General features: G+C 62.1%; 13 protein-coding genes. All 13 read right to left on the reverse strand.

The window, feature by feature from the left end; translation table 11 throughout:
- Positions 1-93: 93 nt before the first annotated feature.
- On the reverse strand, positions 94-1065 hold the full coding sequence (lipA, locus tag HJC00_RS16660; protein ID WP_221164376.1) for a lipoyl synthase: 972 nt from the start codon (positions 1063-1065) through the stop codon (positions 94-96).
- A gap of 56 nt (positions 1066-1121) precedes the next feature.
- The gene (locus HJC00_RS16665; protein WP_088683956.1) at positions 1122-1370 is read right to left on the reverse strand and encodes a GlsB/YeaQ/YmgE family stress response membrane protein; all 249 of its coding nucleotides are present in this window, start codon (positions 1368-1370) and stop codon (positions 1122-1124) included.
- A 23-nt stretch (positions 1371-1393) separates the two neighbouring features.
- On the reverse strand, positions 1394-1648 hold the full coding sequence (locus HJC00_RS16670) for a GlsB/YeaQ/YmgE family stress response membrane protein (protein ID WP_221164377.1): 255 nt from the start codon (positions 1646-1648) through the stop codon (positions 1394-1396).
- A 75-nt stretch (positions 1649-1723) separates the two neighbouring features.
- Positions 1724-3169, reverse strand: a complete 1446-nt coding sequence (lpdA, locus tag HJC00_RS16675; RefSeq protein WP_210631497.1) for a dihydrolipoyl dehydrogenase — start codon at positions 3167-3169, stop codon at positions 1724-1726.
- A gap of 18 nt (positions 3170-3187) precedes the next feature.
- Positions 3188-3769, reverse strand: a complete 582-nt coding sequence (locus HJC00_RS16680) for a GNAT family N-acetyltransferase (protein WP_210631498.1) — start codon at positions 3767-3769, stop codon at positions 3188-3190.
- Positions 3770-3773: 4 nt separating this feature from the next.
- Positions 3774-4415 carry an SGNH/GDSL hydrolase family protein gene (locus tag HJC00_RS16685; protein ID WP_012483686.1) on the reverse strand — a complete coding sequence of 214 codons (642 nt, stop codon included), beginning with the start codon at positions 4413-4415 and terminating at the stop codon, positions 3774-3776.
- Between the two features lie 19 nt (positions 4416-4434).
- A complete protein-coding gene (locus tag HJC00_RS16690) occupies positions 4435-5781 on the reverse strand; it encodes a pyruvate dehydrogenase complex dihydrolipoamide acetyltransferase (protein WP_210631499.1) in 1347 nt (448 codons plus the stop codon).
- A gap of 15 nt (positions 5782-5796) precedes the next feature.
- On the reverse strand, positions 5797-7176 hold the full coding sequence (locus HJC00_RS16695) for a pyruvate dehydrogenase complex E1 component subunit beta (protein WP_210631500.1): 1380 nt from the start codon (positions 7174-7176) through the stop codon (positions 5797-5799).
- A gap of 15 nt (positions 7177-7191) precedes the next feature.
- Positions 7192-8238 carry a pyruvate dehydrogenase (acetyl-transferring) E1 component subunit alpha gene (pdhA, locus tag HJC00_RS16700; RefSeq protein WP_011425209.1) on the reverse strand — a complete coding sequence of 349 codons (1047 nt, stop codon included), beginning with the start codon at positions 8236-8238 and terminating at the stop codon, positions 7192-7194.
- A gap of 145 nt (positions 8239-8383) precedes the next feature.
- A complete protein-coding gene (locus tag HJC00_RS16705; protein ID WP_064802306.1) occupies positions 8384-8704 on the reverse strand; it encodes a septum formation initiator family protein in 321 nt (106 codons plus the stop codon).
- A 135-nt stretch (positions 8705-8839) separates the two neighbouring features.
- Positions 8840-10114: a phosphopyruvate hydratase gene (gene eno / locus HJC00_RS16710; RefSeq protein WP_210631501.1), complete on the reverse strand. Its 1275-nt coding sequence runs from the start codon at positions 10112-10114 to the stop codon at positions 8840-8842.
- A 141-nt stretch (positions 10115-10255) separates the two neighbouring features.
- A complete protein-coding gene (kdsA, locus tag HJC00_RS16715) occupies positions 10256-11101 on the reverse strand; it encodes a 3-deoxy-8-phosphooctulonate synthase (protein WP_210631502.1) in 846 nt (281 codons plus the stop codon).
- Positions 11098-11994 carry a VOC family protein gene (locus HJC00_RS16720; RefSeq protein WP_210631503.1) on the reverse strand — a complete coding sequence of 299 codons (897 nt, stop codon included), beginning with the start codon at positions 11992-11994 and terminating at the stop codon, positions 11098-11100. The genes kdsA and HJC00_RS16720 overlap by 4 nt, the downstream gene beginning before the upstream one ends.
- Positions 11995-12118 lie beyond the last annotated feature (124 nt).

The raw sequence follows: 12118 nt of genomic DNA on the forward strand, positions 1-12118 counted from the left end.
CCTTGTGCCGAGGATCTGCTGCCCTATCGATCGGTTGCAGATGCTCGGGACAAGCCCGAGCATGACGAGAGAGAGCTTGGCAGCACCCAAACCTTACTCAGCCGCCAGCAACAACTTCTTCTCACGCGCCGCTCTCAGCCGGGCAAAATCATCGCCGGCATGGTGGGAAGAACGGGTCAGCGGGCTGGAGGCGACCATCAGGAAGCCCTTGCTGTAGGCGACGGTTTCGTAGGATTTGAACTCGTCCGGGGTGACGAAGCTCTCGACCTTGTGGTGTTTGCGGGTCGGCTGCAGGTACTGGCCGATCGTCAGGAAGTCGACATCGGCGGTGCGCAGGTCGTCCATCAGCTGCAGCACTTCGTTACGCTCCTCGCCGAGGCCGACCATGATGCCCGACTTGGTGAACATGGCGGGATCGAGTTCCTTCACCCGCTGCAAGAGCCGGATGGAATGGAAATAACGGGCGCCGGGGCGAACCGTCAGATAGTTGCCGGCAACCGTTTCCATGTTGTGGTTGAAGACGTCGGGCTTGGCGGCGACGACGCGCTCCAAGGCACCCGGCTTCTTCAGGAAGTCGGGCGTCAGGATTTCGATCGTCGTTGCCGGCGAGGCCGCGCGGATCGCCCAGATCACCTTCTCGAAATGTTCGGCACCGCCGTCTTCGAGATCGTCGCGGTCGACGGAGGTGATGACGACGTGGCTGAGGCCCATCTCCCTGACGGCCTTGGCGACGTTCTCGGGCTCGGCCATGTCGAGCGCGTTCGGCTTGCCGGTCGCGACGTTGCAGAAGGCGCAGGCGCGGGTACAGATCTCGCCCATGATCATGAAGGTCGCGTGCTTCTTGTCCCAGCACTCGCCGATATTCGGGCAGCCGGCCTCCTCGCAAACGGTGACGAGCTTGTGCTCCTTCACGATCGCCCGCGTCTCCGCATATCCCTTGGAGGTCGGCGCCTTGACGCGGATCCAGTCCGGCTTGCGCATGACTTCCGTATCCGGCCGATGCGCCTTCTCCGGATGGCGTACGCGCTTGGCGTCAGGATTGATCGTGTCGAGAATGGTCACCATTACAGTATCAGCTTTCCGCCGCCCTATGCGGCACAGTCTCTATAGCGCGTCGCGATCTAGCGCCGCACCAGTCGCGCAAGGAATATCAGCAGGCAGGCGCCGAGGAAACCCGTCACGAAATAGCCGAGCCGTCCGCCGGCCAGCTGAACGTGAAACTGGGCGAGGATGGCGGTGGCGACGACCGAGCCGACGATGCCGAGCACAATGTTCAGGAAAATCCCGTATCGGGCATCCATCAGCTTGCCGGCGAGCCAGCCTGCAAGTCCGCCGATGATGATTGCCGAAATCCAGCCCACGCCTTCCATGCCTGTCCTGACCTCAAACTGCGCTACGCGACCGCCCTTGCGACCAGCACCACGATGATGGCGCCGACCGTGGCGTGGATGATCTGCACGACCAGCGCGTTTTCAATGCCCAGCGAAATGCCGAGCGCGCTGAACAGATAACCGCCGACGAAGGCGCCGATGATGCCGCTCAGCAGGCATCTGACCAGGCCGCCGCCACCGACGACCAGACTTGCCAGGAAGCCCGCAACCAGACCGATCAGCAAAAACACCAGCAACGCCTGCGTCTCCATAGACATGATGATTTCCTTTCGCTTTTTCCACCCGACCGGAGCGACTTCCCGCTCCGGCAAAAAAGGGCGGCCCCGAAATTCTCAAGCGTTCAGCACACGGCCATAGGCATCGAGCACCGCTTCCTTCATGGTTTCCGAAACCGTGGGATGCGGGAAGATCGTATGCATCAGCTCTTCCTCGGTCGTTTCGAGGTTCATGGCGACGACGAAGCCCTGGATGAGCTCCGTAACTTCGGCGCCGACCATGTGGGCGCCGAGCAGCTCGCCGGTCTTCTTGTCGAAGATCACCTTCACCATGCCCTGGTCTTCGCCGAGCGCGATCGCCTTGCCGTTCGCCGCGAAGGAGAAGCGGCCGACGCGAATGTCGCGGCCCAGTTCCTTGGCCTTGGCTTCGGTGAAACCGACGGAAGCGACCTGCGGGTTGCAATAGGTGCAGCCGGGAACCTTGCCCTTGTCTGTGGGATGAACATTCGGCAGCCCGGCGATCTTTTCGACGCAGACGACGCCTTCATGCTCGGCCTTGTGCGCCAGCATCGGCGGGCCGGCGACGTCGCCGATCGCATAGATGCCGGCGACATTGGTCTTGCCGTAACCGTCGGCGACGACGCAGCCGCGGTCGGTCTTGATGCCGAGTGCCTCGAGGCCGAGGTTCTCGATGTTGCCCTGAACGCCGACAGCCGAAATCATCCGGTCCGCGGTGATCTGCTGCACCTTGCCGTCCGACGTCTCGACATGCGCCGTGATGCTTCCCGCACCCTTCTCGACCTTGGTCACCTTGGCACTGGTGAAGATCTTGAGGCCGCGCTTTTCCAGCTGCTTGCGGGCGATGGCGGTGATTTCGGCATCCTCGACCGGCATGATGGTCGGCATGACTTCGACGACCGTGACGTCGACGCCCATCGAGCGGTAGAAGCTGGCGAATTCAATGCCGATCGCACCCGAGCCCATGACGATCAGCGACTTCGGCAGCGCGTCCGGCTTCAGCGCTTCGAAATAGGTCCAGATCAGCTTGCCATCCGGCTCGATGCCGGGCAGCGCGCGCGGGCGGGCGCCGGTCGCGATGATGATGTGCTTGGCGGTATAGGTGCCCTCGCCCTTGACGTTCTTCGGCAGCGGGTGCTGCGGCTCGACAACAGGCTTCGACGACTTGCCGACGACGATCTCGCCGGGCTTCGTCAACTTCGCTTCGCCCCAGATGATGTCGATCTTGTTCTTCTTCATCAGGAAGCCGACGCCGGCATTCAGACGGGCGGAAACGGCGCGCGAGCGGCCGACGACGGCCTTGGCGTCCGGCTTGACCGTGCCTTCGAGAACGAGGCCGAAATCCTTGAAGTGATTGGCATGATCGAGCACCTCGGCCGAACGCAGCAACGCCTTTGTCGGAATGCAGCCCCAGTTCAGGCAGATGCCGCCCATATGCTCGCGCTCGACGATCGCGGTCTTGAGGCCGAGCTGGCTGGCGCGGATGGCGGCGACATAGCCGCCCGGACCGGAGCCAATGATGATGACGTCGTAGGATTCAGCCATGTGTTTCCTGCCCTTTTGTTACGCTGCGCTGCGGGTCATGAGCACCCACGCGTGTCTCTTGCTGTTTTCGAAGAGCGGCACGGCATCGGCACGCGCAGCCTCCAGAAATCCGTTTCTTCCATAAAGCGACAGAGCCGCCTCGTTATCACTTGCGGTGATGAGACTGACCGGGCGGTAATCCGCCCTTTCGATCTGATCGTCCAGCAGCCTGCGCCCGATGCCGATGCCGCGCAGATGGCGATAGACGCCGAGACTGCCGATGAACCAGCTTCCCACCACCGTCTTCTGCAAGGCGAGCATCGGCTCTGTCGCCGGGATCGTCGCCTCGATATCGCCTATGCCTTCATCGAGCGCATGGCCGATCGCCACACCGGCGACCTCGCCATAAGCCTCGGCGATCACAGCATCCCGCCAGCCGCCGACAGCCTGCTCCTCACTCATTTTCAGCCGCCCCCGCTCTAACGGCGTGTCGCTGACGCCATTCGCCACATCGGCAAACCAGAGCCAGGAGGCAAACCCATGCGATGCGATATCCGCCAGGATCGCCAGCTCCGAGGCATCGCGCCGTGAGGCCTGCCGCAGGGCGATGAAGGCGGTCATATCCTCAGATCCCCAGCATCATCCGCACGATCGATTCCAGGCCGCGCCCGAGCGCACGCGTGTTCTCCGCATCGAGATGAATGCCGTCGATCGGCGTGGTCTTGGCGACGGAGTTGCCGTCGAAAAAGCCGCAGCCGAGTTCGTCGGCAAGGTCACGGTAGAGTGTCGCGAGCTTGGCAGATTCCTCGATGCCGCCGGGAAAGGAGGCGGCGAAAGGCACATTGCCCGTCGCGCAGATCGCCGGCGGCGCCACGATCAGGATCTCCGGCCCGTCGAATTCGAAGGGCCAGGCATGATTGCGGATCAGCCGCACGAGGCGGCTGATGCCTTGGCATGCGGCGAAGGCCGAACCGGCAACAACCGGCTTCATGTCGTTGGTGCCGAGCAGCAGGATGACGAGATCGAGCGGCGCATGTGTCTGCAGGATCGTCGGCAGAACCCGCGCACCGTTGCGGTCGCAATCGGCGAGGTGATCGTCGAAAGCGGTCGTGCGACCGTTCAGGCCTTCGGCGATGACGCGCGCCTCGCTGCCGAGCGCTGCCTGAAGCACGCTCGGCCAGCGATTCTTGTACTCATGACGGCCGATCGTCTCGGCGTCATAACCCCAGGTCAGCGAGTCGCCATAGCAAAGAACGGTCTTGGTCATTTCCGCCTCCGCTTCGCTATCAGACAAGCATGCCCATCGGGTTTTCGATGTAGCCCTTGAAGGCCTGGAGCAGCTCGGCGCCGAGCGCACCGTCGACGCAGCGATGGTCGGTCGACAGCGTAACGCTCATGACCGTGGCGATCGCCATTTCGCCGTTCTTGACGACGACCCGCTGCTCGCCGGCGCCGACCGCGAGGATCGTCGCGTGCGGCGGGTTGACGACGGCTGCGAAGTTCTTGACGCCCATCATGCCCATATTCGAGACCGAGCTGGTGCCGCCCTGGTATTCCTCGGGCTTCAGCTTGCGGTCCTTGGCCCGCTTGCCGAGATCGCGCATCTCGTTAGAGATGACGGACAGCGTCTTCTGCTCGGCCTTGCGGATGATCGGCGTGATCAGGCCGCCGGGGATCGAGACGGCGACGCCGACATCGGCGTGCTTGTGCTTGACCATGTTGCTGTCGGTCCAGGAGACGTTTGCATCCGGAACATCGCGCAGCGCCAGCGCCATGGCCTTGATGACCATGTCGTTGACCGAGAGCTTGTAGGCCGGGGCATTGTCCTTGCGCGGGGCCGCATCGTTCAGCTGAGCGCGCAGCGCCATCAGAGCATCGAGCTCGCAATCGACGCTGACGTAGAAATGCGGGATCGTCTGCTTGGATTCGACCAGGCGCCGGGCGATCGTCTTGCGCATGCCGTCATGCGGCACGAGCTCATAAGAACCCGGTTCGAAGAGCTTGAGCACGGCTTCCTCGGAAGCGCCCTTCGGCGCTGCAGCGGCCGGGGCCGGAGCGGCCTGCGGAGCGGAAGCAGCAGCGGCCGGAGCCGGCGCAGCCTTGGCGCCACCGCCGGCAACGGCGGCTTCGACATCGCTCTTGATGACGCGCCCATGCGGGCCGGAGCCTGCGACAGCGGAAAGATCGATACCGGCTTCCTTGGCGAGACGGCGGGCGAGCGGCGAAGAGAAGGTGCGGTTACCGCCTGCCGAAACCGATGCCGGTGCAGCGGCGGCAGCCGGAGCGGACTCAGCCTTCGCCGGTGCAGCCTCTGCCTTCGGAGCGGGTGCGGCTTCAGCCTTGGCCGGCGCGGCGGAGCCGGCACCGCTTGCGGCGGCGGCGACATCCTCACCGTCAGCGGCGAGAACCGCAATCAGCGCGTTGACCTTGACGCCTTCGGTGCCGGCCGGAACGACCAGCTTGGCAACCGTGCCTTCATCGACGGCTTCGACTTCCATCGTCGCCTTGTCGGTCTCGATCTCGGCGATGACATCGCCAGACCTGACCGTGTCGCCTTCCTTGACCAGCCACTTGGAAAGATTGCCTTCTTCCATGGTCGGAGAGAGGGCGGGCATCGTGATATTGATCGGCATCGAAATACCCTCCCCTTATTTGTAGCAAACGGCCTTCACCGCATCGACGACTTCGCCGACATTCGGAAGGGCCAGCTTTTCGAGATTGGCGGCGTAAGGCATCGGCACGTCCTTACCGGCGATCGTCAGGATTGGCGCATCGAGATAGTCGAAGGCCTGCTGCATGACGCGGGTGGCTATTTCGGTGCCGACGGATGATTGCGGATAACCTTCCTCGACGGTGACGAGGCGGCCGGTTTTCTTTACCGATTCGATAACGGTCGGCAGATCCATCGGGCGGATGGTGCGAAGATCGATCAGTTCGACATCGATGCCGAGCTGTTCGAGCTCGGCGGCCGCCTTCGTCGCATAAGTCATGCCGATGCCGAAGGACACGACCGTGACGTCCTTGCCCGGGCGATGGATGCGCGCTTTGCCGATCGGCAGCACGAAATTATCGAGCTTCGGCACGTCGAAGTGCTGGCCGTAGAGAATTTCGTTTTCGAGGAAGATGATCGGGTTCGGGTCGCGGATTGCCGCCTTCAGCAGGCCCTTGGCGTCGGATGCCGTGTAGGGCATGACGACTTTCAGGCCGGGGATGGCGCTGTACCAGGCGGCATAGTCCTGGCTGTGCTGGGCGCCGACGCGTGCGGCGGCACCGTTCGGGCCGCGGAAGACGATCGGAGCGCCCATCTGGCCGCCAGACATATACAGCGTCTTGGCGGCCGAGTTGATGATATGGTCGATCGCCTGCATGGCGAAGTTGAAGGTCATGAATTCGACGATCGGGCGAAGGCCGGCCATGGCGGCACCGACGCCGACTCCGGCAAAGCCGTGCTCGGTGATCGGCGTATCGATGACGCGGCGGGGGCCGAATTCCTGCAGCAGGCCCTGCGTGACCTTGTAGGCGCCCTGATATTCGGCGACTTCCTCGCCCATGACGAAGACGTCGTCGCTGGCGCGCATTTCTTCGGCCATGGCGTCGCGCAGCGCTTCACGCACGGTCATTGACACCATTTCGGTGCCAGCTGGAATTTCCGGGTCATTCGGAACGACAGCCTTCGGCTCGGCCGGAAGCGGCGCTGAGGCCGAACCGGTGTTGGTCGGCTTTTCTTCCTGGGCCACCTGCGGAGCGGCGGCGGCCGGCTTGGCGGAAATATCCGAAGCGGATTCGCCGTCCTGCAGCAGCACGGCAATTTTGGTGTTGACCTTGACGCCTTCGGTGCCGGCGTCGACCAGCAGCTTGCCGATGATGCCTTCGTCAACGGCTTCGACTTCCATCGTCGCCTTGTCGGTCTCGATTTCGGCAATGACGTCGCCTGAAGTGACCTTGTCACCTTCCTGCTTCAGCCATTTGGACAGCGTGCCTTCTTCCATGGTCGGAGAGAGGGCGGGCATGAGGATATCGATAGGCATGGGTTCCCTCCCCGATTAAAGCAGAATGTCGGTATAGAGCTCGGATGCATCCGGCTCCGGATCGGCCTGGGCGAAGTCGGCGCTGTCGGCGACGATGTCGCGGACATCCTTGTCGATCGCCTTCAGATCGTCTTCGGAAGCCCAGCCCTTTTCAATGAGGCGCGCCTTCACCTGCTCGATTGGGTCCTGCTCGGAGCGCATCTTCTGCACTTCTTCCTTCGTGCGATATTTCGCCGGATCGGACATGGAGTGGCCGCGATAACGATAGGTCAGCATTTCGAGAATGATCGGCCCCTTGCCGGAGCGGCAATGTTCTAGCGCCTCGTCGGCCGCCGCCTTGACGGCGCGAACGTCCATGCCGTCGACCTGAATGCCGGGAATGCCGAAACCGGAGCCGCGCAGCGAATAGTTCGACTGGGCGGTGGCACGGGCGGTCGAGGTGCCCATGGCGTAACGGTTGTTTTCGACGATATAGACGATCGGCAGCTTCCAGAGCGCCGCCATGTTGAAGCTCTCGTAGACCTGGCCCTGGTTGGCAGCGCCGTCGCCAAAATAGGCGATGGCGACATTGCCGTTGCCGCGGTAGTGGTTTGCAAAAGCAAGCCCCGTTCCGAGCGAAACCTGGGCGCCGACGATGCCGTGACCGCCGTAGAAATGCTTCTCTTTCGAGAACATGTGCATCGAGCCGCCCTTCCCGTGGGAATAGCCGCTGCGGCGCCCGGTCAGCTCCGCCATGACGCCGCGCGCCTCCATGCCGGTTGCCAGCATATGGCCGTGGTCGCGATAGGCGGTGATGACCTGATCGCCTTCCTTCTGTGCCATCTGCATGCCGACAACGACGGCTTCCTGACCGATATAGAGATGACAAAAGCCGCCGATGAAGCCCATGCCGTAAAGCTGACCGGCCTTCTCCTCGAAGCGGCGGATCAGTAGCATCTCGCGATAGGCCTTGAGTTCCTCATCCCGATCGAAGTCGGCTACCGGGCCTCCATTCGATGCTTTGGCTGCTGGTTTTGCTGCAGTTTTGCGGCTGGAAACGGTCGCGGTCTTTCGCGGCGCCATTCAACCCTCCCTATGGGTTTGTCGTTTCTCGGTGGCGCGTACCATAGGGAAGAAATATGACCACAGCAATGCCATAATTGCATGGCTCGTATTCGGCGCTAAATCATTGAAAACAAATCGGGAATTCCAATTAACCCGATTTCGGTTAATTGGAATAATGGTTGAAAATGACGATCTCGTCCGCGCGCGACATATTCAGCTGATATCGCGCCTTTTCGTCCAACATATCCTTGTCGAGCGAGCCATCACTCAGCAGCGCGACCTGGCTTTCCAGATGTTCGCGCTTCGCCTTAAGGACGGCAAGCTCCCTTTCGCGCGCGACGCGCTGACGCTCGAACGTCTCCGTCGCCCGCAGGCCATAATCGCCATGGATGCAATGATAACCGAAATAGGAAAGGAAGGCGACCGTCATGGCCGGAATGACGAAGCGGCCGAGCTTTCTCTTCTTATGATGCTTTGTCCACATACACGCATGCTCTTGAACGCATTACCAATTCGCTCAGCATAACGCGCAGAGATTAACCGTTCATTGACCGTAGAAAGCGCGCACGAAAAAACCCGCGCCGGGAGGCGCGGGTCGAGCCGTTGAAAATCGGAACGATCAGCCTTTGATGATCGAGCGGCCGGCATACTGGGCCTGGGGGCCGAGGCCTTCCTCGATGCGGATCAGCTGATTGTACTTGGCGAGACGGTCGGAACGCGACAGCGAACCGGTCTTGATCTGGCCGCAGTTGGTGGCAACGGCAAGATCGGCGATGGTCGAATCTTCGGTTTCGCCGGAGCGGTGCGACATGACCGCGGTATAGGCCGCCTTATGCGCCGTGTTGACGGCGTCGAGGGTTTCCGTCAGCGAGCCGATCTGGTTGACCTTGACGAGGATCGAGTTGGCGACGCCCATGCGGATGCCGTCGCGAAGGCGGGCGGAGTTGGTGACGAAGAGATCGTCGCCGACGAGCTGGGTCTTCTTGCCGATCAGATCGGTCAGCGCCTTCCAGCCGTCCCAGTCGTCTTCGGCCATGCCGTCCTCGATCGAGATGATCGGGTATTTGCCGGCGAGCTCGGCGAGATATTCGGCCATGGCGCCCGATTCGAGCGTACGGCCTTCCCCTTCGAGAACATACTTGCCGTCCTTGAAGAATTCCGTCGAGGCGCAGTCGAGGCCGAGGCACATGTCGTCGCCCGGCTTGTAGCCGGCTTTCTCGATCGACTTCATGATGAAATCCAGGGCTTCGGGCGCGCTCTTCAGGCCGGGGGCGAAGCCGCCTTCGTCACCGACATTGGTGTTGTGGCCCTGCGCGGCAAGCTCCTTTCGAAGCGTATGGAAGACTTCCGACCCCATACGCACGGCGTCGGCGATCGAATCGGCGCCGACCGGCAGGATCATGAATTCCTGGAAGTCGATCGGATTGTCGGCATGGGCGCCGCCGTTGATGATGTTCATCATCGGCACCGGCAGGAGGCTGGCGGAAGCGCCGCCGACGTAGCGGTAAAGCGGCAGGCCGGATGCCTGGGCGGCAGCCTTGGCGACGGCGAGCGAGACGCCGAGGATGGCGTTGGCGCCGAGGCGCGACTTGTTCGGCGTGCCGTCGAGCTCGATCATGATGTTGTCGATCTGAATCTGGTTTTCGGCGTCGATGCCGCCGATCGCGTCGAAGATCTCGGTGTTGGCGGCCTCGACCGCCTTTTCGACGCCCTTGCCGAGATAGCGCTTGCCGCCGTCGCGCAGCTCGACCGCCTCATGCGCGCCCGTCGAGGCGCCCGAGGGAACGGCCGCGCGGCCCATGCTGCCGTCTTCGAGATAGACGTCGACTTCGACGGTGGGGTTGCCACGGCTATCGAGGATCTCGCGGGCGATGATATCGGTGATTGCAGTCATGGGTTCTTCCTGCTCGGTGGGTGATAAGTCGTTCGAAGCCTGTCATAATCGAAGGCGTGCAAATTACAATGCCGCAATTTCCGGCCTCCGAACCAGCATTCCGTCGTGGCCTAAACCACGAACATGTCAGCTTGTTGAACGTCAGGACTTGGCGATCGCATCGAAGGCAAGCAGCTTCTCGAGCAGTCGCGGCATGTCCTTGAGATAAACCATATTCGGGCCATCGGACGGCGCGTTGTCGGGGTCCTGATGGGTTTCGAGGAAGACGCCGGCAATTCCCGTCGCCACTGCCGCGCGCGCCAGCGTTTCCACGAACTCGCGCTGGCCGCCGGAGGAATCGCCCTGCCCGCCCGGCTGAGCGACGGAATGCGTCGCGTCGAAGATGACGGGAGCGCCCATCGCCGCCATAATCGGCAGCGAGCGCATGTCGGAGACCAGCGTATTGTAGCCGAAGGAAGCGCCACGCTCGCACAAGAGCACATTCGGATTGCCGCTGGCGTTGAGCTTCTTCAGGACGTTCTTCATGTCCCAGGGGGCGAGGAACTGGCCCTTCTTGACATTGACGGCACGGCCGGTCCTTGCGGCGGCGATCAGTAGGTCGGTCTGACGGCAGAGGAAGGCCGGGATCTGCAGGACATCGACCACCTTGGCCACCTCGGCGCATTGCTCGGCCGTATGGACGTCGGTTATGACCGGAAAGCCGAATTCCTTCTTGAGGTCGGCAAAGACCTCCATGCCCTTTTCCAGGCCGATGCCGCGCTCGGCCGAGAGCGAGGTGCGGTTGGCCTTGTCGAAGGAGCTTTTGTAGACAAGACCCATGCCAAGCTTTGCGCAAAGCTCCTTCAGCGTGCCGGCGACCATGAAGGCGTGGTCCCGGTTCTCCATCTGACAGGGGCCGGCAATCAGCGACAGGCGGGCGGTATTGGAAAAGGTGACCTGACCTTCGCCTTCGCCGATCCTGACTTCGGAATTCGTGTCGGTGCTCATCGTGTTTCCTCGAAGGCGAAGAGCGCACCCTGCCCGGGCGTAGACTTCACCAGAATGCGATTGTTCTTGCGCGTGAATGTGATCCCGTTAGCACCCAAATGCGCTTCTGTCACGGCAAGATCGGCGACGGTGAAGAGGATTACCCGGCCGCGCAGACCACGATCGGCGGATGAGACGGCAAGCTCGAAATAGGCCTCCAGCCCTTCGGGCGTCATCAGGCTGATCTTCGCATTTGATGCCGCGATATTCACGCCGAAACCGGTTTTCTCCGCCGCCGCCTGCCCTATCGCAAGCCCGACGAAGGCGGCGAATGCCGCCGGGTCCGGCGCACAAAGCGCGATCTCGGCAATGCCGATCACGCCATTGGCATGCGTCTCCAGCGCGGCGCGATCTGTCGGGAAGGAATTGATGCGCTGGCAGGTAAAGAGAAAGAAATCGGGTGCGCGCAGATCAGCTGCAAAGGCCAGCTTGAAGCTGCCGACGGTCTCCGAACCATCCGGCATCCGCATCGGCCGGCTGAATTGCAACATCTCGCCGGCGCTCGCGCCGTTGCTGACGAAGCGCTTATGATCGAGGCCGGCATCCTCGCTGAGGAAGGCCAGCGCAGACAATCCCTCCTCGCCGCAGCGGAAGCGGAAGGCGCGATTGCGGGCGATGAAGACATTGCCGTGGCGGGCCGCTGCCTCGCTCTCCTCGACGCTCGCCACGCCAAGCGGCTCCAGATAGGTCTTGTCGGCGAAAAAGACGCAGGCATTCTCCGTTCCGAAGGGATGGCGCCCATCGGCGGCGACGGTGAAACCGAGCTTGCCGAGCCTCTCACGCGCCAGATCGATATTGACCACCGGCAGCACGACGTGATCCAGCGGATGCGACTTGGCGGAATGCGCGTTCATGATATCCTCCTGAAAGGGGCAAAGATGTGCGACAGCCCCTCCCCGAATGCAAGCGATGTGCGCCAATCCCGTCGAATGAAATTAAAAATCTCGACGAGTTGGCCCGAAGTTTTACGGAAATTTA

The organism is Rhizobium sp. NLR22b (assembly GCF_019685295.1).
In the GTDB taxonomy this organism is placed as follows: domain Bacteria; phylum Pseudomonadota; class Alphaproteobacteria; order Rhizobiales; family Rhizobiaceae; genus Rhizobium.